Source organism: Johannesbaptistia floridana, from assembly GCF_057440575.1.
Map to the genome: position 1 here is coordinate 1 of NZ_JALKVM010000421.1, position 24060 is coordinate 24060.

22 protein-coding genes and 1 tRNA gene are annotated in these 24060 nt (G+C 37.8%); 8 read left to right on the forward strand and 15 right to left on the reverse strand.

The genetic code is table 11. The features are described 5' to 3' along the window. Positions 1-368: 368 nt before the first annotated feature. The 11 genes from mfd to MW688_RS24060 form a co-directional block, all read right to left on the reverse strand. The gene (gene mfd / locus MW688_RS24010) at positions 369-3803 is read right to left on the reverse strand and encodes a transcription-repair coupling factor (protein ID WP_486738541.1); all 3435 of its coding nucleotides are present in this window, start codon (positions 3801-3803) and stop codon (positions 369-371) included. 560 nt (positions 3804-4363) lie between these two features. After that, the gene (locus tag MW688_RS24015; RefSeq protein ID WP_486738542.1) at positions 4364-4495 is read right to left on the reverse strand and encodes a hypothetical protein; all 132 of its coding nucleotides are present in this window, start codon (positions 4493-4495) and stop codon (positions 4364-4366) included. 200 nt (positions 4496-4695) lie between these two features. Next, positions 4696-5499 (reverse strand): TIGR02452 family protein, encoded by an 804-nt coding sequence (locus MW688_RS24020; RefSeq protein ID WP_486738543.1) that lies wholly within the window; start codon positions 5497-5499, stop codon positions 4696-4698. Between the two features lie 103 nt (positions 5500-5602). Beyond that, positions 5603-5968, reverse strand: a complete 366-nt coding sequence (locus MW688_RS24025; protein WP_486738544.1) for an EamA family transporter — start codon at positions 5966-5968, stop codon at positions 5603-5605. 271 nt (positions 5969-6239) lie between these two features. Beyond that, on the reverse strand, positions 6240-8873 hold the full coding sequence (alaS, locus tag MW688_RS24030) for an alanine--tRNA ligase (RefSeq protein ID WP_486738545.1): 2634 nt from the start codon (positions 8871-8873) through the stop codon (positions 6240-6242). 280 nt (positions 8874-9153) lie between these two features. Continuing rightward, a complete protein-coding gene (locus MW688_RS24035) occupies positions 9154-10176 on the reverse strand; it encodes a PstS family phosphate ABC transporter substrate-binding protein (protein ID WP_486738546.1) in 1023 nt (340 codons plus the stop codon). Between the two features lie 34 nt (positions 10177-10210). Then, complete coding sequence (locus MW688_RS24040) at positions 10211-10609, reverse strand: TIGR02588 family protein (protein WP_486738547.1); 399 nt, start codon at positions 10607-10609, stop codon at positions 10211-10213. After that, positions 10606-11499, reverse strand: a complete 894-nt coding sequence (locus MW688_RS24045; protein ID WP_486738548.1) for a TIGR02587 family membrane protein — start codon at positions 11497-11499, stop codon at positions 10606-10608. Before MW688_RS24045 ends, MW688_RS24040 begins: the two co-directional genes overlap by 4 nt. 20 nt (positions 11500-11519) lie before the next feature. Further along, positions 11520-12557, reverse strand: a complete 1038-nt coding sequence (gene ruvB, locus MW688_RS24050; protein ID WP_486738549.1) for a Holliday junction branch migration DNA helicase RuvB — start codon at positions 12555-12557, stop codon at positions 11520-11522. Then, a complete protein-coding gene (locus MW688_RS24055) occupies positions 12557-12826 on the reverse strand; it encodes a hypothetical protein (RefSeq protein ID WP_486738550.1) in 270 nt (89 codons plus the stop codon). The genes ruvB and MW688_RS24055 overlap by 1 nt, the downstream gene beginning before the upstream one ends. A gap of 12 nt (positions 12827-12838) precedes the next feature. Continuing rightward, positions 12839-13207, reverse strand: coding sequence for a hypothetical protein (locus MW688_RS24060; protein ID WP_486738551.1), 369 nt, complete (start codon positions 13205-13207; stop codon positions 12839-12841). A 216-nt stretch (positions 13208-13423) separates the two neighbouring features. Between MW688_RS24060 and MW688_RS24065 the strand changes: the two genes are divergently transcribed. Further along, the gene (locus MW688_RS24065; protein WP_486738552.1) at positions 13424-14317 is read left to right on the forward strand and encodes a Tab2 family RNA-binding protein; all 894 of its coding nucleotides are present in this window, start codon (positions 13424-13426) and stop codon (positions 14315-14317) included. An 89-nt stretch (positions 14318-14406) separates the two neighbouring features. Here MW688_RS24065 and MW688_RS24070 read toward each other — a convergent pair whose 3' ends face one another. After that, positions 14407-14559 (reverse strand): chlorophyll A-B binding protein, encoded by a 153-nt coding sequence (locus MW688_RS24070; protein ID WP_486738553.1) that lies wholly within the window; start codon positions 14557-14559, stop codon positions 14407-14409. A gap of 145 nt (positions 14560-14704) precedes the next feature. Here MW688_RS24070 and MW688_RS24075 point away from each other — a divergent pair, with 145 nt between their 5' ends. Beyond that, a complete protein-coding gene (locus tag MW688_RS24075; RefSeq protein ID WP_486738554.1) occupies positions 14705-16363 on the forward strand; it encodes a transglutaminase domain-containing protein in 1659 nt (552 codons plus the stop codon). A 221-nt stretch (positions 16364-16584) separates the two neighbouring features. On the opposite strand, the gene MW688_RS24080 is transcribed toward MW688_RS24075, so the two are convergent. Further along, on the reverse strand, positions 16585-17253 hold the full coding sequence (locus MW688_RS24080; RefSeq protein WP_486738555.1) for a YqiA/YcfP family alpha/beta fold hydrolase: 669 nt from the start codon (positions 17251-17253) through the stop codon (positions 16585-16587). 69 nt (positions 17254-17322) lie between these two features. On the opposite strand from MW688_RS24080, the gene MW688_RS24085 reads away from it, so the two are divergent. The 5 genes from MW688_RS24085 to MW688_RS24105 all read left to right on the forward strand — a co-directional run bounded on the left by MW688_RS24085 (position 17323) and on the right by MW688_RS24105 (position 21146). After that, on the forward strand, positions 17323-19587 hold the full coding sequence (locus MW688_RS24085; protein WP_486738556.1) for a leucine-rich repeat domain-containing protein: 2265 nt from the start codon (positions 17323-17325) through the stop codon (positions 19585-19587). Between the two features lie 100 nt (positions 19588-19687). Continuing rightward, positions 19688-19912 (forward strand): nuclear transport factor 2 family protein, encoded by a 225-nt coding sequence (locus tag MW688_RS24090; protein ID WP_486738557.1) that lies wholly within the window; start codon positions 19688-19690, stop codon positions 19910-19912. After that, a complete protein-coding gene (locus tag MW688_RS24095; RefSeq protein WP_486738558.1) occupies positions 19893-20111 on the forward strand; it encodes a hypothetical protein in 219 nt (72 codons plus the stop codon). The genes MW688_RS24090 and MW688_RS24095 overlap by 20 nt, the downstream gene beginning before the upstream one ends. 624 nt (positions 20112-20735) lie before the next feature. Beyond that, complete coding sequence (locus tag MW688_RS24100; RefSeq protein ID WP_486738559.1) at positions 20736-20984, forward strand: hypothetical protein; 249 nt, start codon at positions 20736-20738, stop codon at positions 20982-20984. Between the two features lie 88 nt (positions 20985-21072). Then, positions 21073-21146, forward strand: a tRNA-Asp gene (locus MW688_RS24105). 81 nt (positions 21147-21227) lie between these two features. Here the strand turns inward: MW688_RS24105 and MW688_RS24110 are convergent. Then, positions 21228-21596: a TSUP family transporter gene (locus tag MW688_RS24110; RefSeq protein WP_486738560.1), complete on the reverse strand. Its 369-nt coding sequence runs from the start codon at positions 21594-21596 to the stop codon at positions 21228-21230. A gap of 126 nt (positions 21597-21722) precedes the next feature. On the opposite strand from MW688_RS24110, the gene MW688_RS24115 reads away from it, so the two are divergent. Beyond that, the gene (locus tag MW688_RS24115) at positions 21723-23372 is read left to right on the forward strand and encodes a Ppx/GppA phosphatase family protein (protein WP_486738561.1); all 1650 of its coding nucleotides are present in this window, start codon (positions 21723-21725) and stop codon (positions 23370-23372) included. Here MW688_RS24115 and MW688_RS24120 read toward each other — a convergent pair. Then, positions 23369-23599, reverse strand: a complete 231-nt coding sequence (locus MW688_RS24120) for a hypothetical protein (RefSeq protein ID WP_486738562.1) — start codon at positions 23597-23599, stop codon at positions 23369-23371. The genes MW688_RS24115 and MW688_RS24120 overlap by 4 nt on opposite strands. Positions 23600-24060 lie beyond the last annotated feature (461 nt).

The following is a 24060-nucleotide window of genomic DNA, read 5'->3' on the forward strand; positions in this document are numbered from 1 at the left end:
GTTATCTTACTTGTGATTGACCAAGAGAAATCTTCGGCCTAACGCACCCTACTACTACCTTCTTACTTCAAAACTCATTACTTCAAAACTCATTACTCATTACTCAACCACTAACGCACCCTACTACTACAAGTACTACTCATTACTCATTACTCATTACTTCAAAACTCATCTAACGGTGCGTTACGGCAATCCGTTATCTTACTTGTGATTGACCAAGAGAAATCTTCGGCCTAACGCACCCTACTACTAATATAATGTTGGGTTTCGTGCCTCAACCCAACCTACTGGCTACCTTCTTACTTCAAAACTCATTACTTCAAAACTCATTACTCATTACTCAACCACTAACGCACCCTACAAAATAGCTACATTATTAACTCTTTAAACCAGTCAATTAAAGATTCTAATTGCTGTTGTGGTTTGACTGCGCCTAAACCTCTAACAACAACTTTTTTATTAATATAAACAAAGCGAGATCGCAGATGTTGAGGGAGATTTTCTGCTAATAATTTCCAGGCTGGTTCTTCCATGGGAGTTTCTAAGACTACGTTTTGTTTACCTTCTACTTTGATGCGAGAAAATCCCAATGATTTACCCAATTGCTTTAACTCCATTACTTGGAATAATTGTTGCACAGGTGCGGGTAAATCCCCATAGCGATCGCTCCAATCTGCGGCAATTTGTGCTAATTCTGGTGTAGAATTAGCTCTAGCGAGGAGGCGATAGGCGTCCATTTTTTGTTCTAAATTTGCGATATAGTTGTTAGGAATAAAGGCGGTAAAAGCTAAATCTACTTGTGTTTCCTCTACTTGGGGTATTTCTTGTCCTTGGACTTCTTTAATAGCTTCTTGCAGCATTTCCATATATAAATCAAAGCCAATCGCCTCCATTTGCCCAGATTGTTCGGCACCCAGTAAATTACCTACACCGCGTATTTCCATATCTCTCACGGCTAATTGATAACCGGAACCTAGTTGGGTAAACTCTTGTAAAGCCCGTAATCTCTTTCTGGCGGCGTCAGTGAGTTTTTGTGGTTCGTATAACAACCAGGCATGGGCCTGAATTCCGGATCTTCCCACTCTGCCTCTGAGTTGATAGAGTTGAGAGAGACCAAATCTTTGAGCATCTTCTACTATGATAGTATTTACTTTAGGAATATCTAAACCCGATTCAATGATAGTAGTGCAAACTAACAAATCAGCTTCCCCATTACTAAAAGCCAACATAGTAGACTCTAACTCTGTTTCCACCATTTGACCGTGGGCGATCGCGATTCTGATGCTAGGAATCATTTCCCGAATTTGACCTGCTACCAACTCTATCCCTTCAACTCTTGGCACTACATAGAAGATTTGACCTCCCCTGTCTAATTCGTTGCGGATAGCATTTCTCACCACCTCTGGATTATGGGGAGAAAGATGAGTTTTAATTGGACGACGAGAAGGGGGGGGAGTATTAATCAGACTCATCTCGCGCACTCCAGATAGAGACATATAGAGAGTTCGAGGAATGGGGGTAGCCGAGAGGGTTAAAACATCAATTTGTTGTTTAATTGCTTTTATTTTCTCTTTTTGGTTAACTCCGAATCTTTGTTCTTCATCTACCACCAAGAGACCCAAATTTTTATACTTTACGGTTTTACTCAGTAACTGTTGAGTTCCCACTACAACATCTAATTCTCCCGTAGCTAATTTTTCTAATAAATCTTTTTTCTCTGATGCAGTACGAAAACGGTTAAGTAAACCAACATTAATAGGATAGGGGGCAAATCTTTCTTTGAGGGTATGATAATGTTGTTGAGTTAGTATAGTAGTAGGGGCTAAAAAAGCTACTTGTTTATTCCCACCAGTAACTACCTTAAAAATACTGCGTATAGCTACTTCTGTTTTACCAAAACCTACATCGCCACAAATCAGACGGTCCATAGGGCGATCGCTTTCTAAATCTCTTTTTACTTCTTGAATTGCCTTAAGTTGATCTGGAGTTGGTTGATAGGGAAAAGAATCCTCTAACTCTTGTTGCCAGGGTTGGTCTGGTGGATAGGCGTAGCCGATAGTTTGGGAACGTTGGGCGTATAATTTAAGTAAATCAACTGCTAATTTTTTAACAGTTTTACGCACCCGATTTTTAGTATTTTGCCAAGCTTTACTAGACATTTTGTGCAATTCCGGGGCTTTTGTTCCGGTTTTGCGATAGCGAGACAGAACATCGAGGGAGTCGGCGGGTACTCGCAGGGTACCATCTGCATACTTAATTACTAAATATTCCCGGGTTGCTAAACTTTCTAACTGCAAAAACTGACCAATCCCATGGGTTTTATGAACCACATAATCTCCCGGACTCAGCTTATTTACATCTACTTGTTTAGAGGTGGCGCGACGACGTTTACGGACATAACCGGAGGTGGCGAGACTATGTTGTCCAAAAAATTCTCGGTCTGTAATTACGGCAATGCGGAAACTAGGTAAGATAAATCCCTCTAACTCTGCCATCCCCTTGTATTTTAGAGCAACTGGAATATGTTGATTAAGTATTTTATCGATAGCTAGATAGTCTTTGGTATTAGCCACAAAACTCGCTGGACAATCATGTTCTTGAAGTAGTGCGACAGAACGCATTGGTTGAGCTGAGATTAACCAAGTAGAATATTTATTAAGAAGTAGAATATTAGTATAAGCTTCTCGTTTACCCCGTAATATTTCTGCTAGTTTTCCGAATTGGTGAGGTGTAACTGGGAGGGGACGAGTTACCAGATTAAAATCAGAGTTATCTTCGGTAACTAATTCAGAAAGATAAATTTTTTGTTTTTGGATGTCAGCAAGAATATCTGTAAAGTTACGGTGAATTTTCTGTAAATGTTGCTGAGTTGCCCATTGTTCGTCCCATTGTCTCACAGCGCGATCGCTATGGGCTTGACATTGAATAGGTTCATCGATAACAATTAGGGTAGATTCATCAATATAGTTAAGAATAGAAGCGCCGGAAGGGAAAGCAATACCCAGATAACGACGCATCCCCTCGGGGTAAACATCTCTAGTCAAAGCCTCTAATTCTTCTTCACTAAAGAGACTCTGTTGTTGTTCTGTGGTCAAAGCTTGAGTTATGACTGGGGAAAAACTGGTGGGAGTTAGGAGTATTTGAGGAATTTTATCAAGAGAACGTTGAGTAGCGGGGTCAAATTCTCTTATTTGTTCTAATTCATCTCCAAACCATTCGAGACGAACGGGTAATTCTGAAGAAACCGGAAATATATCAAGAATATCCCCTCTACGACTCCATTGTCCTTCGCTTTCTACGAGAGAAACCCTTTCTAATCCTAATTTAACTAACTTGGTTTCTATTTCTTTTGGTTTATAAATATTACCCTGTTGCAGATTAACAAAATATGTTTCTAAATTGTGGCGGGGTGGTAGATGGTTTTGGAGAGAACGTTCTGTGGCCACTATTGCGCGACTAGGGCGATTTTCCTGTAAATCTGCTAGTACTTGTAACTGACCCCAAATCATCTCTGATTCTGGGTCAAAGGGGTCATAGGGGGAAGCTTCTGAGGTTGGATAAAAGTGTACTGTTTCCCATCCCATAGCTTCTAATTGGGCATTCCAACGTCCTGCTTCTTCGAGGGTTGCGCAAATTACTAGGAGGTTTTGTTGCTGTTTTTGGGCTAAACTAGAAGCTACTAAGCCTTTAGCTAGGCGAGAAAGACCGTTAATATTAAGTTTAGAGTTTTTTTCTAGTTTTAAGATTAATTCGTTGGTAAGGGAAGAATTGAGTAGGGTACGAATAATCGAAGCAAAGGCCATTTTGTGTTTGGGAACTTACAAATATTTATTTTCTCAATTTATAGCTTAACGTATCGGCTACAGTAATAGGTAGTTGAGGGGCGCGATCGCGAAGTGCTGCCCTTTTTTTGTTGAATTGCTAAGTATAAATACTCAGCAAGGAGATTGAATATAAATTAGTCACTAAAATAGGAAAATAAGCATTAAATATACAGTGTTTTGAAATTCTAAGAGAAATCTATCAGAAGAATAATCAGGTTTCTGTAATAACTTTTTTATCCATGTTGGATTCGATATATATTACATTAGGGGCGCAAGCCTTGCGCCCCTACATTATATATTACATTAGTACACTAAAACATATCAAAAAAATTTCTGAAAATCCTTATCCTATTGTTTGACAAAGAAATTATTTTGAAATAATTATCCAGAATGAAAACCAATTAAATCATATTAGAGAATATATTCGTAACAATCCGAAAAAAATTAGTACATAAGTTCTAGTAGAAGATATGAGGAGATCCCCACCGCCTTCGGTGCGCTCATACTTGCGCCCTATTCTTCGGCTTACGCCCTCTTATTCAGCTTACTACCAAATGACCAATAAAGCGATCGCCAACCACTTCTTTACACATATCGATTCGCCCATTATCATCATCAGCAAACCTGGTAAATTCTAAACAAGGTTGACTGGTTTTTTCATCTTGTCTCATACAGGTGATTATTATGTAGGGGCGCAAGGCTTGCGCCCTCTTATTCTACTTACGCCCCATTCTTCTACTTACGCCCTCTTATTCTACTTACGCCCCATTCTTCTACTTACGCCCTCTTATTCTACTTGCGCCCTCTGCTTCTACTTACGCCCTCTTATTCTACTTGCGCCCTCTGCTTCGGCTTACGCCCTCTGCTTCGGCTATATCAGTGTAAATTCTTTAAATATAGGTTGATTTTCTTTTCGATCTAAAACAGAAAAATTTATTTCTTTAAAGGCACCGAAAAATTCACTCATTATAACTTTTTTAAATATGGAAGCGATTTGTTGAGGGTCATTTTGAAATACACCACATCCCCAGGCACCTAAAATTAAGATTTCTACTTTTTCTCTATAAGCTAAGGTTAATAACTTTTTAGTTCTTGCTGTCATAATTTCCTCAATTTGAGGGTATAGTTGCTTATCTTTTATCGCTCCTTTGTTGACTGCGGGAGAAGTAAATACTGTACATAAAATTGGCTTTTCTAGTAATTCACCTTCGTCATTTCTAAAAAATGGTACCTTGGGTGAAACAATCATATAATCTGAATAAAGAGGGTTTTTTAATTCTCTATGATATTCATAGTAATCAAAGGCTAAATTAAGACTACTATAGAGGGCAGAAGATCTAGCTAAACTCTCTTCTTGTGCTTTACTACCATTTTTAAAACCTCCTCCCGGATTTTTAGCGGAGGCAAAGTTTAATACTCCTATGTGGGTATATTTTTCCCTAGCATTTTGAATACCTTGTAAAGTAGTTTGATTAGCTACTGTAATCAAGGTTTTTTCATAGGGCTTATTTATCTCTATTTCTTGATGTTGGTTAGGAGGAATAGAATAGGTATGATCAAAACAGTAAGATAAATCAGCACTTAAGTTAATTTCTTGTTCTCTAACTATATATTTTCCCTCTTCTATAATTTTGAGAGTAGATAGTGCTAGTGAACGTCTCTTATTTTTGTGCATCTTTTTTTGGTGATTTTACCTCAATTTTATCAATCATAACATCAACCAGCACCAAGCCTATATTAAATAGTTAGATAAAAATACCAAAATAGAGGAAAAATATTTACTTAGAACTAACTAAAATTACGCCAAGAACAATCAAAGCTAAGCCGATATATTGATTGGTAACAATGGATTCACCGAAATAAAAACGACCTAATAATAGGGAAAAAACATAGATAAGTGCGGAAGCAGGACCAGCTAAAGATAAATCTAACTTAGTTAAAGAAAAGAAATAAGCGATCGCCGCTACCACGGCACAAAATATTCCTAAAAGTAACTCAGGAGATTTAGTAAAAGCGCTGGTATATTCCCCAAGACTAGTAAAATTGATCTTTCCTAAGTTAGTTGCTCCCAACTTCATAAAAAATTGTACACCTAAGTTAGCTAAGATTGATAAAAAGAATAATACCAAGGCAGGTAAACTCATAATTAATTGATAGTTTAATAATAATTAATTTGGATGATACCAAAAAATATATACCTTTCTAACTATCAAAAGAGGGATCTATAGCAATTCTCATACTGGTGAGGTACAGAGGTTATCCTTTTGAGGCAGGAGGCAAGAGAGGCAGGAGGCTCCGAGTTAGGTACAACCTCATGAGTCCGAAAAATGCTATATTGTAATAAAAAATAAAATTAAATAAAAAAAGCTCTCTCTTAGTATCATAAGAGAGATTGCTTTTTTTCTCTAAAAACAATTAACTTAGGCTATTAACTAACTCGGTTTTAGCGGTTTTTAATGCCTCATTTAACTTACTAGCATCCTTACCACCTGCCTGGGCAAAATTGGGACGACCACCACCGCCACCACCGCAGATTCTGGCTATTTTACCGATAAACTTACCAGCTTGTAGTTGCTTTTCTTTATTTATTTTGGGACTAAATGCTGCTACTAAACTAACTTTATCAGCTTCTGGACTAGAACCTAAAACTATCGCTGCTTCTGGTAGTTGTTGTTGCAGTCTTTCTGCTGCTACTTTTAGGGCATCTGCCGTCGCGTTAGGTATTTCAGCAACTATAACCTGAAAATCTCCTACAGTTTCTGCTGTGGATGCTAATTGACTAGAGTTAGCTACAGCTAACTTAGACTCTAAGGTTTCTATTTGTTTTTGAGCGGCTTTTAGGTCATTTTGCAGATTATTAACACGTTCAATAATACCCTCTGGTGCAACTTTAAAGCGATCTTGGAGATTTTTGGTAATATAATCTCTCACTCGAAGATAATTGAGAGTAGCTGGTCCTGCTACAGCTTCAATTCTTCTCACTCCTGCGGAGGGACCACTTTCGCTAATGATTTTGAAGATACCAATTTCTGCGGTATTCTTGACATGAGTTCCACCACATAACTCCATAGACACCCCAGGCACATCAATTACCCTAACTTCGGCGTCATACTTTTCTCCAAACATAGCGATCGCCCCTTTGGCTTTAGCGTCTTCTAGAGACATTACGGCAATTTCGGTGTCATAAGCTTCAGCAATCCAAGTATTAATTTGGTCTTCTATTTCTACTAATTCTGGTGCTGTGAGGGCACGGTTACAGGTAAAATCGAAGCGGAGACGGTCAAAACTCACTTCAGATCCTGCTTGAGATACAGAATCACCGATAATTTTTTTCAAGGCTGACTGTAGTAAATGAGTAGCCGTGTGATGGGCTTGGAGACGACGACGACAGGCGCGGTCTATACTAGCGGTAATTTCATCTCCTACTTCTACTGTGCCACGCTTAACTTTTCCGAAGTGGATAAACATTCCCGACTCTTTTTGCACATCATCGATTCTAATTACCAAATTGTTCCCACTGAGGTAACCGCGATCGCCTATTTGTCCTCCTGATTCTGCATAAAAGGGAGTTTGATCTAAAACTATTTGTACTTCTTGACCTGCTTCAGCGCCTTCTACGGACTTCCCTTCTACTAAAACGGCGGTAACTTTAGCAGTAGATTGGAATTCAGTATAACCCAAAAAGGAAGTAGGATGAATTGTAGCTGCTAATTTATCTAAGCTACCTTGTACAGTTAAGTCTATAGTTTCGTGAGCCGCTTGAGAACGGATACGCTGTTTTTTCATTTCTGCGGCAAAGCCTTCTAAATCTACTCCCATGCCATTTTCTGCGGCAATTTCCTGGGTTAATTCTAGGGGGAAACCGTGGGTATCGTAGAGTATAAAGGCATCTTCACCGCTTATTTCTTTAGTTTCTTTTGCCAGTAATTCTTCTAAGAGTTTTTCTCCTTTTTCCAGGGTAGAGAGGAAGCGTTGTTCTTCGCTTTTAATTTCTGTGAGTATCAGTTGTTCCCTTTCTTCTAGTTCTGGGTATACATGTTTACCCATACTAATTGCTTTTTCGGCTACTGGGGTAATAAATGCTGATTGTATCCCCAATAGTCTGCCATGACGCACTACTCGCCGAATCAGACGACGTAGAATATAACCTCTCCCAGTATTAAAGGGGGTAATGCCATCGGCAATCATTTGGACAATTGCCCGCACATGGTCGCCTATTACCTTGAGAGATACTTTTTGTTGACTGTCAGCCTCTTGGTAGTTAACTTTAGCTATTTCTGCTGCTACTTCGATGATGGGTAAAATTAGGTCTGTTTCATAGTTATTAGGCACCTGTTGCAGTATTTGGGCCATTCTTTCTAGTCCCAAGCCTGTATCAATGTTTTTGGCTTGTAGGGGGGTGCGTTCTCCTTCGCTATCTTGGTTATACTGCATAAATACCAAGTTATAGAACTCGATAAAACGGCTATCATCTTCGAGATCTATATTTTCATCTCCTAATTCTGGATGAAAGTCATAGTATATTTCTGAACAAGGTCCACAGGGTCCGGTGGGACCTGATTTCCAGTAGTTATCTTCTTCTCCCATCTTGATGATGCGATGGCTAGGGACTCCTATTTTATCTCGCCAAATCTCTAAGGCTTCTTCATCTTCTTTGAATACACTCACCACTAATCGTTCTGGGGGTAGGCCATATACCTCTGTTGATAATTCCCACGCCCAGGAGATCGCTTGTTCTTTAAAATAGTCTCCAAAGCTGAAGTTACCCAACATCTCAAAAAATGTATGATGTCTTGCTGTTCTGCCCACGTTTTCTATGTCGTTAGTACGAATACATTTCTGTGACGTGGTAGCTCTGGGATATTCTGAGGTTTTTTGTCCCAGAAAAATTGGTTTAAACTGTAACATCCCAGCTATTGTCAGTAAAACTGTGGGGTCTTCTGGTACTAAAGAGGAGCTTGGTAGAATTTTATGATTTCTCTCGGCGTAGAATTGTAAAAATTTTTCTCGAATTTGATTTCCACTCAAATACTGTGGCCTGTACGACATATTAGTATTTTAATTTTTAAATTTTCTTCATTCTTTAATTTTAGCTGAAGTTAAGGCAAAATAAATTTCTACTGATCGGAACTTGAGCTGATTGGCGATCGCTAGTTCTGTCTTAGAAAAGCTCCCACGCAAATACAAAGTGGAGAGGGGGAGAGCTCAGATCTTGCACCAAAGCCCAAAAGTTGCTGGTGTAAGGGTAATTTAGAATGCGCGAATTAAGAATGTAGAATGATTTTTTTAGTACTAGTATGAATAGAGGATTTGCAGACAGGCCCTAATTTCAATCAAGAATTTTAACAAAGCCTGCTTCCGCTATGTAATCTTGACCTTGACTGGTCAATAGTAATTCAGCATAAGCTTCACCCGCTTGCTGTTCTCTTTGTTCATTTTCTTTGATGATGATGTAGAGTTGGCGAGTAAGGGGATAATCTCCTTGAGAAAAAGCTGTTCGATTGAGTTTATTGCGTAGAGTAGGACATTGTGCAGGTAAAATTAATGGGGGTTGGTAAGGAGTTACTAATTCGTCTTGATTGCTGCCTAAAGCTAAAGTTTTCACACTACACTGTGGTACTACCTCTGGTGCTGAAGCGTAGTAAATACCCCCAAGATTATTAGCAACTTTTCTCAAACCTAAAGTAGTAGTAGCAACTATTTCTACTTGGCTACCTAAAGATTCACCCTGTAAAACAGTCTCAATAAAAAATTCCACTGTCCCACCAGCTTCAGGATCCCTCGAATAAGCTTGAATTGGTAAATTTGGTCCCCCCACGTCTTTCCAATTAGTGATTTTACCAGTATAAATATCTTCTAACTGAGAAATGGTAATGCCTGAAATTGGTAAATCGGGATTGACAGCGATCGCAATCCCATCAATAGCTACTGCTGTTTGTCGCAAACTAAAGCCTCTTGCTTCAGCTTCTTCATGTTCTTTTGGTTTAATTGAACGAGAAGACTGAGAAAAGTCTAATTGTCCCTCTATTAACATTTTAATTCCTGTTCCTGAACCGGGAGCTTCATTGATAGGATTAATATAGCGTAGTTTAAATTGAGGAAAAACAACTGTTAACAAAGGATCTGCTTTTTGGCGAATTGGGGCCCAAGTGGTACTACCGCCATAGTTAAATACTCCTTCGGGAACTTTTTTAACATCAGTGAATTTTTCTTTTCTTGTAATACTTTTAGGAGGTTTAGGTTCAGAACGATTAGTTATAATCCATATCAACAAACCACCACCACCGAAAACTACCAAAGTCAACAAAAGAGTCAAAATAAGTAATAATACTTCTTTGTTGTTTTTAGACATGGTTGTGTAGCAGAGAAAAACAATTATTTCTATGTTATGGTAGTTTTTTAAAACTAGCTACACGAATTTCTAGTTTTCCTTCTTGGGGATGATGACTAAAAATAAAAACCCCAGATTGTTTTTCTCCTTGGGATAAATAATTTATTTGTTGAACTCCTCTTTGGCTGTTTTGGTCTGAGAGAGTTAATTCCCCTATGACTTCAACAGATTGGGCTGTTTCTCCACCTAGGTTAGTTACAGTAAAAGGAACATAAAACTCTTGTTGTTGTTGATATATCTCCCCATCAATTTGAACATTGAGAATTGCTGGCTCATTACTTCCTGTAATCCAAGTATAGACAATCAAGGCGATAATAAAGCTTAAAATAGCTAAAGAAATAGTAAAACTAACTTTTTCTGCTAGTGTTCGACTAACAGTAGGCAATTTCTTCATACTGCTAAGCGTCCTGCTGCTCCCCCAATACTTGCTGGTAAACTGAGAATGATACTGTGTTTTAACCATACTAACCACGGATCAGCAAAGGTTAGTTTATGAAAAAACCATAACATTAATGCCGAAGTTACCAAAGAAACCAGATAGTAAACTAAAGTTTCACTTTGAGGCTTTTGAAAAATCCCCTGCTGTTGACGACGTTTACTCTGGTTGGTAAAACCCGCAGCAAAAACAATGCCATAGCTAATTAAGATAGAAAAGAAAATAATGATAATCAACCAAGGTGGGGAAGCGGATGCGGCTAATACGGTAACTTCATCTGTAGGTGCAATACTAAAAGCAATAAAGATTATTCCTATTACAGTAGTGATTAAATCAGCGAGAGTATCTTTCCAAATTAATTTGTTACTGGAAAATGACCCATGAGAAGAGGAAAAATAGTCTGAGTCTATTTGTGTTTCTCCACTGAGAATAGACCGAGAAAAGGCTACTCCAAAACAACAGGGGACAACTTCAAACACAATCTTACCCAGTGTTTCACTGAGGGGAGTTCCTAATTTAATTCTTTGCAAAACGATTAAAACTAAGGTGGCGCAAACAATGGCGATCGCTAATGTTTCTACTGTTTCTGCTATTGCTCCCCCTAGGGTTTCGCTTTCTTGAGGACGAAATCCTTCTATTCTATTTAATAGTAATATAACTAAAAAAGTAATTACTAATATTGTTAAAAGAACACCTGGTTGAACATACGAACCAATATTCCATACTTCCATAGTATATAATAATGGTACACCAAACAAAAAGCCTCCAGAAGCACCGCTAATGATTTCTTTTCCTTCTTCCGTCCAATTATCGCCTATCCTCTGGGAGTAATCTTGTTTTGATGACATTATTGTTGTTGGTTCTGATTTTAACGTTCAGATAAATAACCTAAATGCTTATAAGCATTTAAACTAGCCACTCTACCCCGTGGGGTACGATTAAGATAACCAATCTGTAATAAGTAAGGTTCATAAACCTCTTCGATGGTTTTAGCATCTTCTCCGGTGGCGGCGGCGATAGTTTCTAAGCCTACTGGACCTCCCTGAAACTTTTCTATAAGTGTATTGAGAAGCAATCTATCAGTCCAATCAAGACCTTGGGTATCGATATCAAATAAATCTAAAGCCTCTTTAGCTAATTCTAGAGTAATTTCTGGTTGATCTTTTACTTGAAGATAATCTCGAACTCTTCTGAGGAGGCGATTAGCTATACGAGGGGTACCACGAGAACGTTGGGCAATTTCTGCGGCGCCAGCTTCGGTAATGGCAACATTTAGAATTTGAGCGCTACGAGTGAGGATAAGGGTTAATTCTGAAGTGGAGTAGAAGCGAAGACGCTGAATTAAGCCAAAGCGATCGCGCAAGGGGGAAGTTAGAGACCCTATTTTAGTAGTTGCACCTACTAATGTAAAAGGCGATAGGGAAATACTGCGAGTGCGAGCACTTTGACCTTTACCGATGGTTAAATCCAACCGATAGTCTTCCATAGCGCTATACAGCAATTCTTCACTGGTGCGATTCAAACGATGAATTTCATCTATAAATAGGATATCGTGACGCTGTAGATTTACTAAAAGTCCAATAATATCTCTAGGACGTTCTAATGCTGGTGCTGCTGTAATTTTGCAATTCACACCCATTTCTGTAGCTAGGATTAGGGAAATAGTTGTTTTTCCTAATCCTGGAGGTCCATACAACAGGAGATGATCTAGAGATTCATCTCGGCTTTTTGCTGCTTGAATACCTATACTCAGTACTTGTTTTAATTCTTCTTGACCGATATATTCCTCTAATCGGGAAGGTCTAATTTTAGCTTCTTTTTCTCCTGTTTCTTCTTTTCCTGCTTCAGGTTGGAGTGGATTTGACTCAAAAGATTTTGGTTCCTCTTTTCTACGCTTAATTGCCATTATTTAGAACTGCTTAAGAGAAAACGATATATTACATAAAGTATAGCTCCTAATATTAGCACCGTCAATAAGGAGGTAACTATTTTCAAAACCATATTTAATATGGTAAAACCAATAAATGCACCCCCAACAACCACTGCTATCTTGGCAGGTTGAGAGAGATTTTGAAACCAAGTACTAATTTGTGACCCTAGGGAAGATGAATCAATAGGTCGTTTCATCTTTGGTAATCTTTCTTGATTTTTTTCCGCTTCTGGGTAATCATTCATCGCTTTATTTTCCTAGTAATTATCATCAACAACCGTTACATCTATAGTGTTTGGTGGGGTAACTCGGCTTAGTTTACCGCTTTTTACTTCTAAGAGTTCTCCACAACCAGGACATTTAGCCTGGCTTTGTTTCAAAGTTGTCACTGTAGTTTCGCATACTGGACAGGGTTGAATTACTAAGTTTCTTTTTAAGAGCCAATTTAGTCCTATCCAAGCAATTGGCGGTAATAAAAATAGCAAAGCTAGAATAATTAGTAATCCTTTTACTACTCCTCCTAGTATGCCTAGAGATCCTAAGATAAAGCCAATCAGGATAAGAGTTAGTAAACAACCCAAACCTGAGTTATTCAAATTAAGCTTGGTTAATAATTTGGGATTCACAGTTTGTCAGATTTCCTATTTACTTAACTTTGCACGTTTATATCTCTATTCTAACGAATAGAAAATAAACTACCTTATTTCTCTGGATTTAGTTTTACCGCTACATTACCTCAATAAAGAGGTATGATGAGTATAAACATTTGTTAAAAAAACACTGGGCCTCTATGGCCTATATTTATTAGTAGTATAGTAGCTTTAATTATAAGATCAGAACTTATGGCGATAATTTGGGAACTAGATTTTTACTCACGACCGATTCTTGACGACAATAAAAAGAAGCTTTGGGAGATTCTCATTTGCGAAAGTCCACAATCTATTGATGTTTCTCCAGATTCACTGTATCGTTATACAGAATTTTGCCCTAGCAATACTGTTAATTCTATTCGTCTTGGGGAAGCTATCAAGAAAGCGATGGAGGAATCTGGTCAAACTCCCAGTAAAATCAGGTTTTTTCGTCGTCCTATGAAAAATATGATTACTAAAGCCTGTGATGATTTACAAATTACATCAGCGCCTAGTCGTCGCACCTATACACTTAATCAATGGATTAAACAACGTTTAGAGTCTTATTACCCTACCTTAACAGGTTATGATGCTCAAAGCATGAATACAGCTTCTGTGGAATATCCAGAAATGAATGCTATTCCTCTACCTGATGCAATACGAGGAGATAAAGGCGATCGCTGGGCTTTAGTTTCTCTCCCGGCAAAAGATTTTCAAGATATGACTGAATGGGATATTGCTTTTGGTGAAGCTTTTCCTCTGTCTGTTTTTAACCTTTCTCCCGATACTCCTATTCCTGGATTAATTATTTTTTCTAATCGCGCTTTACCTTTTGGCGGTTGGTTATCTGGTTTAGAACTTGGTTTTATCTGTCTTGAAGCTACTACCCCTTCCCGTCGGGAGATGCTTAAACAATTTAATCGATTGCGCTTAGAAACTGGTATTAGTGATAGTTGGATTTTGCTAGATTTAGTAGACGAAACCAGTATCATTGAAGCCCAAAATTTTACTAAAGCTAAAGCAAATGCTGCTAATATTCACTTTTTAGCGGTACAATCTAGTCCTGAATCTCAATCTTTTGCTGGTTTTTGGCTGTTACAAGGCTAAAATTAGGAAAAATCTGATTGTTTGATTACAATCAGATTTTATGCTTCATTAATACGGTTGTTTGTTTGGCGAACTATGGTGATAGTTAATTAAATAAGACCGAAGAAATGTAAAACTCCTTGTCCGGTTACTAGTTCAACAATAATAGCAGAAACGAAACCAATCATCGCTAGACGACCATTCCAGTTTTCAGCAGAAGGGTTGAAGCCAAACTTGATATCATTGCGATTTTCGTTTTCCATTTGTTCAGTACCTCAGTATGTTAACTTTTGTAAAGTTGTTATATAAATAATTGTAAAGGAAATTGACAAAAACGGCAACCAGTGAGACAGAAAATAACCTAAATAATGTAAAAATATTAAAGAATAAATTAACCTAGCCCTAGCCTTGTTTGAAAAAAAAGCAAATTTAAAAACAATTAGACCAATCGCCGCTTACTCGATAAATGGAATCGCCACCTGGGAAGATTCTTTGATAGCGGTTGACTCCATCAGTGGTTATATACTGAAAATAGAACCAGAAAATGGAAACACAAGTATACTGAATAGCCATCATTGGCAAGACTTTATTGGTTGCACGGGAATAGCGATCGCCGATAACACCCTCTGGTTTATAAATAGAGATAGTGTTTATTATTGTTATTTACAAGAAAATACTTGGCAACCCCAACTATTCCGTAGACTAGATGGAACGGCCAACGGCATAGCTGTATGGGAATCGACCATATATATTACCTCAGAAAAAAGTGGTAAGATATGGGTTTATGATCGCGATAGTGGCGAAAAAATCACCTATTTTTATGCACCAGGAATTGGGGTAGAAAATATTACGGTGAAAAATGAAGAACTATGGGTATCAGATAATTTAGAACAGACAGTATACTGTTTAGATAGAGGAACAGGAAAAACAAAATATAGTTTATTAACCCCCTTTCAATCACCCACAGGTTTAAGTTTCTATAAACATTCCTCCACAGGTGAAGAAACCCTCTATGTATCATACTCATTTCAAGAGCCATACATAAGGGATAATCCGAACCGTGAGACAAACTATGAATTACAATATCGCGATCGCACCTTTATTCATCCGTTGTATTTTCATTACTACCAAGAAAAAGGCTATGCCCTCTCTAACGGCTATCGCTTAGAAATGACTTATGTAGAAGAAATTTCCCCATTAGATCAAATCAAGCTAAAAAATGTAGAATGGCGAATAGCTTTACCCACAGAGACTAAGCGTCAAAAAGTAATCAAAATAGAACCAGTTGGATTACCATATACCGAAGAGGTGGATCCAGAGGGACAAAAAATTGCTGTGTTCAAATTTGATGAACTAAAAGGCGATAGCCGTTGTATCTTTGGCTGGAGAGCGATTATGGAAGTTTGGAGTATCAAATATCAACTAAAACCCTCAGACTGTGAAGAACTGCCTCCCATATCTGTAGATTATCAAAATCGTTATTTAGTTGACAACGATGATTTAGCTATGGATACAGAAATTATCCAAAGGGCCGCAGTTGAAGCTATTGGTACGGAAACTAATCTCCTGAGAAAAATATATAAAATCCGTAATTATGTTTACGACCAACTATCATATGGACTAAAACCCCATATAGATACCCCCGATATCGCCTTGAAACGTGGGATTGGTTCCTGTGGAGAATATCTCGGTGTTCTCTTGGCAATCAGTAGACTCAACGGCATTCCGTGTCGTACAGTAGGAAGGTACAAATGCCCTACACTAATAATAGGGCAGGATATTCCTATGTCCCCAGATTACAATCATGTGTGGATGGAATTTTATGTACCAAATTTTGGTTGGTTACCCATGGAGTCAAACCCTGATGATTTATTTGAAGGAGGTCCCTATCCTAATCGCTTCTTCATGGGTTTAGCTTGGTATCACGCTGAAATGGCTAAGGGATTACCTTTTGAAAAAGCTACTAGCCAAGGAATCCCCCTCAAAGACATGAATATATCTATCGGAGAATTAGCCCTTAATCATGTTCAATTTATTGTCTTAGATGAGTTGAAACCACCCCTATAATATCAAGTTCGGGTGAATACTTACGATAAAAATGAGGTGAGCCTCCGAGGCAAGAGAGGGAAGGAAGAAGGTATGAAGGTAGAACTTTATCATAACTAATTAAACGGACATGATATAACTCAGACCCTCGCATCTTTACCTAATCTTACTGGTGGATGAATCTTGAAGTCTTTAACTCATTACTTCAAGACTCATTACTTCAAGACTTCAAAACTCATTACTCAACCACCACCAGTAGCTTTTGCTAAAGGTGGAAGATCTGAGTAAACCTCCTCCCAAATCTCGGGTAAAACATTGGTTAAGTTATGGTCACTATTAACTTCTCGTAACTTAACCCAATGACGATTTTTACTATACTCTCGACTAGCCTCCAGGGGAATTACTTGATCGTCAATGCCATGTAAAATAGTAGTAGAAATTGGTCGTTTCTCTGGAGATGATTCTTGATATTTTCTTAAATCCAGGATGAATTGAAAGTGCAGCATCACAGATCGCTTTTCACCATAGTGATAAATAGGGTAAAATTTTTGTTCTTGCCATTGTTGCATCGCTACTTCCCCCAACTGATTAGATAAATGATTCAAAAAGCCAAAAGCAGGTGCTAGTAAAATCAAACGTTGAATTTGAGGATATTTTTGACCTAATAAAGCGGCAGTTAATCCACCGAAACTTGAACCAATCAAAGTTAAAGGAGTGGAGGTTTCTTCAATAATTGCTCCAACTTGTTGCAACTGTCGCGTTAAAGTTAAGTGGGTAAAGTCATCTTGATTTAAATCGGGAATCTGTAGCGTGATTTTCTTCTCAGCTAGGCGATCGCGCAAATATCTAGCTTTAGTGGAGTTAGGACTAGAAGCAAAACCATGTAAATACATATACTGTTGTTTATTCATAAACAGTTATAATAATTCTTATAGTTATAATTGTTATTATAGAATTCACCTATTTTTAATATAATTAACATGACAGAATCAGAAATATTAGAAGCAATTCAAGAAGCTATACAACAAGATTCCCTTGAGTTTACCATTACGGATACAGAAATAACTAGTCTTCCTCCCGAAATTGGTCAACTAACTCAAATAATAAAACTTAATCTTAAAAATAATAAACTTACCAATTTACCTCCAGAAATAGGACAATTAACTGAACTCAAAAGACTATATGTTGGTAACAACAAACTAACTAGTCTGCCTCCCGAAATAGGTAACTTAACTAATCTAGAAAGAATTTATGCCAGTAATAATCAACTAACTAGTCTGCCTCCGGAAATAGGTAACTTGACCAAGCTAGATAGTTTATATCTCAGTGACAATTTTATTAAAATCTTACCCCCAGAATTACAGCGACTAACTGAGTTAAAAAACTTAGATCTTCGCAAAAATCCCCTAGGTATTCCTCCCGAAATCATAGAAAAATACCATAAGCCACAAGGTATAATCAAATACTTTTTAGAGTATAAAGAAGTAGAAAAAGAAGATTTAAAAGTAGCGAAAATCATCCTAGTAGGATCTTCTCAAGTGGGTAAAACTTCGGTAGTAAGAGAGTTACTCGGAGAAATGTTTGAACCTAACTATAATCCAACCGAAGGCTTAGAAATAAAATCTTGGCAACTAAATATAGAAGAAGAAAAATATGAAATTAACTTGTGGGATTTTGGTAGTTCAGAGAATCTCCATACTATTTATCAATGCGGTTTCTCCAGCAAGAGTCTTTATCTGTTGATTACTGATGTCAATCAAACAAATTCAGAAATAAAATATTGGCTGAAGATGATTGCCAAAGTAGCAAAATCTGCCCCAATTATCGTGGTAGGAAATAAGGTAGATCAAGCTTTCTGGTCAATAAAAAGATCTGAACTAGCTCAAGAATATTCTAACATCAAAGCTTTTTGTGAAATATCTTGTAAAAATCAACAAGGGTTGGAATACTTAATTACAAGTATTAAAAATCAAATATCTGAACTAAATAATTTTACAGAAGAAATTGCTCCTAATTTACTTAGTTTAATTAATAAAATAAAAAAAATAGATCACGGATACTTAACTAATGATGAGTATTCAGAACTTTGTCAATCTGAAATGATTTTTGAAAATTCTGAACAAGAAGAGTTAGCTAAACTATTAGATAATATTGGGATAATTATCCATTGTCAGCATCATCCTGTCTTAAAAAAAGATGATATTATCATGCCTGAATGGTTAATTAACAATTTAGCAAAAGTTATGAACGATTATCGCTTCAAAGTAGAAAGCAATGGCAAGATAACTAGCGAAAAAGTTCAAGAACTATTAAATTTTTCAAAAATACAGCAAGCGGAGTTTTTCGTAAGTATTATAGAGAGTCTCGGGTTAGCGGTTATGGAACCAGAAAACCCAAATGGGAGTTTAGACGCAGACAACCAAGGTCTGATTATGCCCCATTTACTGACAGATATAGAACCAGTTACAGGAGATTGGCAAAACGCTAAAATCATACGCTATGAGTACAATGTTCTTCATGAAAATGTTTTATCTCGCTTGATGAAAAGTTTCCACAAATACTTAGAACGGAACAGTTATTGTAACAAGAGTGCGGTTTTTAGTAATAAAGGCAATCGCGCTTTAGTTAAATTTAATTGGATTGAAAAATACCTAGAGATTTTTGTGCTAACAGGAAAACCAGAAACAATTAATGAGTTTTTAGAATTTATTACTAATCAAATTGAAAAAATCAATGGTACCAATCCGGGTGTTGTTGCTGTGAAAATTGACCCAGATAAAGAAGTTGAATCTCCTCAAGAAGTGATAGCCACAGATACTCCTCCACCTGAGGCAAAAATGCCAGAAAACCCCCCAGAAGATATTAATGTTTCTGAAATGGAAAGGCCAGAAAATACCCGAGAAGAGCTTAATGTTTCTGAAATGGAGATACCAGAAAACCTCCCAGAAGAGCTTAATATTTATGAAATGGAGACACAAGAAAACCTCCCAGAAGATATTAATGTTTTTGAAATGGAGATACCAGAACAACCATCAGAAAACGATAATCATCCTCCAGGAAAAATATCAGAAAACCCCCCAGAAGATATTAATCCTCTGGAAATAGAGATACCAAAAACCCCCCCAGAAGAAGCTCACAATCAGGGGATAAAGTCCAATAAAATACCTAAATCCAAGCTGCTAGTTTACTTGGGTTTGTTTTTAGTTGGTCTGATTGTAGTAATTTTAATTGGAATTCTCACTTAACCAAAAGGGCGATCGCTCTGTTGTTTTCTATCTAAAGGGATTTTGATTATACATCTTAACCTTTAGGATAAAGAAAATAAAGATACTATAAGAGGAAAAAATGACCGACCCTTATACAAATCTCCAGATAGAAGGTATAACTGAACCAACTATCTATCAATATTTTCAAACCATTAACCAGGAAGATTATCAACAGACAGTCGCACTTTTTGACTCAGTCCAAGGTAGTTTGATTCCTCCCTTTCAAGAGGCAATTACTGGTAGAGAAGCGATCGCTCAATATCTCACTCAAGAAGCAAAGGGGGATGAGACTCTATCCCACTAAGAAATCATCTAGTCAATCTTCCCCAGAACAAGATCAGCCAATTATAGTAGTTGGCAAAGTAGAAACCTCTGTATTTAGGGTTAATGTTGCTTGGCAGTTTGTTCTCACCCCCTCTTCTGAAATTCTCGCCTTAGAAGTGAAATTATTGGCTTCTCTCGAAGAATTGTTAAATTTACGTTCCCATAGTAGGCAAAAGTAAAGATTTATAAGGGTTGAGTATCACTAAGAGGTGAACGATGCTATACTCTTGTTAAGAGATAATATATTCAAAATATATTGTCTCAGGATTTTATTGAGTTGAGTAATTAGCCGTCAACATCCCCCCACTATAATCGGAGTACCGATTATAGTGGGGGCTTGCAAAAGCCTATAGTTGACCAGTCTTAGTTTTATCAAACTACGTTTTATTTGCCATCACACCTACAAATACTTCGCCAGTTTGTAGCTGTTGTGGTTAACAGTTAAACGGAGGCAGGAGTTGAAAGGCAGCTTTGCTGGAGGTTGGCATAGATAGGGATTTTAACCCACATCTAACCGCAGACCACCAAAGTCTTCGATTTGCTGGGGGACTTCAACCCGATTAGGCGAGGCACAAAGGCTTTACTTTAACTAAAAATCTTCCCTCTCTTGCCTCTCTTGCCTCCTGCCTCGCCCGAAGGGGGTTAAAACTGCTAACCAAACAGTTCAAGGTATTAGCCACAAATACTGTAAACCTATTCACAAAGCGGATGGATATAACTATGCAACATAATAATGGTCCCTCATTTCCTCTCATCGCTAACCTGATGAGAGGTTTAGCGAGAGTCTCCATGAGGGCGGAAAGATGAATATCCGTACAGTAATATTCTCAGGAGTAATGACCGCCCTTGTCGGTGCGATGATTGGGTTAGCTGTTTCTCATATAGCCGAGAGAGATTCTAGACATAAACCTATCATGTTTGGCGGTGCTATCCTTGGTTTTGTAATTGGTTCTGGACAAGAGTCTATACGTCAGCAGTGTAGACTTAGAGAACTTGAAGGGCAAAATCAAGCAGAAAATAAAAACTTAAGAGAAGAAGAATTTAATCAATAGAACTTTAAAAAAAAATTAGCCAAAAAGTTGGAAAAACCCTTGACAAAGTTAGTTAACTTGAGTTATATTTAAAAAGTTGCTCGAAAATGGGACTGTAGTTCAACTGGTTAGAGCACCGCCCTGTCACGGCGGAAGTTGCGGGTTCGAGCCCCGTCAGTCCCGTATATTACTAGAATAAAATGTAACTATTCCCTAGGCTAGGAAACCAAACCTAAAAACTGAAGGGAACAGTGATTATTTATACTATTTACCCATAACCATTTTAATCCCTACAGCAATCAAAGCAACACCAAAAATTTTACTCAAGATTTCCTTAGGAATAGCAACAGCTAAATTAGCACCCAACAAACCACCGAAGAAAAAGCCAAGACACATCAAAGCAGCAACCTTGATATCGACATAACCCTGTTGATAGTAGGTCCAAGCTGCTAAAATACCTATAGGGGGCACAAGTAGAGCTAAAGTAGTGCCTTGAGCTTGGTGCTGAGTAAAATTGAATAAAAAAACAAGAGCAGGAGTAATTAATATACCACCACCAATACCAATTAAACCACTTAAGGTTCCTGCACAAAAACCTAAAACTAAGTATAAAATCACAGATAACTCTAACATTTTCGTTAATTAACTCCTAAAATACTAAAATTTATTAATTGGTTTTTGGGAACAACAACACTTATAATCATAACCAGATTTGTCTCCCTCTCATCGGTCTTGATCTTTTCACACAAATAATTAAATATGGTTGATTCTTTAATAAAAACTAGTTCCTTGTCAATTGAAGAGCCTAATAATGATTGCATATTAGCAGCAATTGATATTGGCACCAATTCCATACACATGGTAGTAGTGAAAATAAATGCAACATTGCCCGCTTTTACTATTATTGCCCGAGAAAAAGATACAGTACGTTTAGGCGATCGCGATCCAGAAACAGGAGAATTAACTCCAGAAGCGATAGAAAGGTCGATAGCAGCATTACACCGATGCCATGCCTTAGCTACTAGTCTCAAATCTGACCATATAGTGGCTGTAGCTACTAGTGCCACCCGAGAGGCGCCAAATGGTATAGCTTTTTTACAACGAATTAAATCAGAAATAGGAATATCAGTAGACTTAATTTCTGGACAAGAAGAAGCTAGACGCATTTATCTAGGTGTTTTATCAGGTTTAGATTTTCAACAAACTCCTCACATTATCATCGATATCGGCGGAGGTTCCACAGAATTAATTTTAGCAGATAGTCAAGAAGCAAGATTTTTAAGCAGTACAAAAGTAGGCGCTGTACGTTTAACTCAAGAATTCGTGACTACTGACCCCATCAGCAAAACTTCTTTGATACAGCTACAAGCCTATATCAGAGGAATGTTAGAACGTCCCTGTGAAAATATTCTACAGGGTTTATATCCTGGAGAAAAACCCTGTTTAGTAGGAACTTCCGGGACAATTGAAACTATAGCAACCATCAGCGCCATCGCTAAACTAGGAACAGTTCCTACCCCCCTACACGGCTATCAAGTAACTCGTCAAGAAATAGAAAAAATAGTCAAACAACTAGCCTCCTCTGATTATAGTGAACGTGCCGCTATTCCGGGAATGTCAGAAAAACGAGCAGAAATTATTCTGCCTGGCGCTTTGATTCTCCTAGAAGTAATTACCATGCTGGACCTTGACAGCATTACTGTTTGTGAACGTTCCCTACGGGAAGGAATTATCGTTAACTGGATGTTAACTCATGGGTTTATAGAAAATCGTCTACGGTATCAGGGGGAAGTAAAAGAGCGCAGTGTTCTTAAAATTGCTCAAAAATATCAAGTTCAGATGGACTATGCCCTCAGAGGCGCTAAATTCGCCCTTAGCTTATTTGATCAACTCCAAGGAATACTTCATGACTGGTCTAATGAGGCTAAGGATTTACTCTGGGCTGCTGGCATGTTGCATAACTGTGGTTTATACGTAAGTCATGCAGCTCACCACAAACATTCTTACTATTTGATTCGCAACGCAGAATTACTGGGATACACAGAAACAGAATTAGAAATAATCGCGAATATCGCTCGCTATCACCGTAAAAGTAAGCCGAAGAAAAAACATGAAAACTATAACAATTTACCAAGTAAAGAAGCAAAAAACCTCGTAAAACAGTTGAGTGCAATATTGCGATTGGCGATCGCCCTAGATAGACGTCAAATTGGCGCTATTAGTCGTTTAGATTGTAAATATGACTCTGAGTATAAAACTCTGCATCTACATCTAACTCCTAGCTATAAAAATGACGATTGCGCCTTAGAATTATGGAGTTTAGATTATAAAAAAGAGGTTTTTGAAGAAGAGTTCGACGTTAAAGTTATAGCCACCCTAAAAAGTTCTAATTTTTATGCTCGTAATTAGATTTTTGAGAAGATATTAGTAGCAGTATAATTAGCAGCGGCGATTCCTGATAAAGCGGCGCCTTCTACACCAGAAGTAACAAAACCATCTCCTGCTAAAATAAGATTCCCAGGAGTTGTTAAAGCTAAAAAGGGTTCACCATAGACTTTTTGCGGTTGACTATAACGCCAGCGATGGACTTGATAAGTAATAATCTCACTTTTAATCCAGGGGGAAGCAGATGTCATTAAATCTTTAATAATACTCTCATTACTATCTTCCCAATGACTACGGCTATAGGTGGCGGTGGCGTAGAGAGTTACGGCAACAGCTTCAGGAGAAATACCCTTTTGTTGATTACAACTTATCTTTATTCAGCAAGCCCTACATAAGTACTGGTGGAAGATGTGAGGTCAACGAAACCCAACAATCTCTTTTTTGCCAGGGGGATATGTTATAAGTGGATGACTAATATCATTCGGTGCGTTACGCGCTCCGCGCTAACACACCCTACTTTTATAGGCTACTTTTATAGGCGATCGCACCTTAGTAGGTTGGGCCCTTGTCAAAGAAACCCAACAATCTCTTTTTTGCCAGGGTATATGTTATAAGTGAATGACTAATATCATTCGCTGCGTTACGCGCTCCGCGCGCACTTCACACCCTACTAATGCTGCTTCAAGACTTCAAGACTTCAAAACTTCAAGAC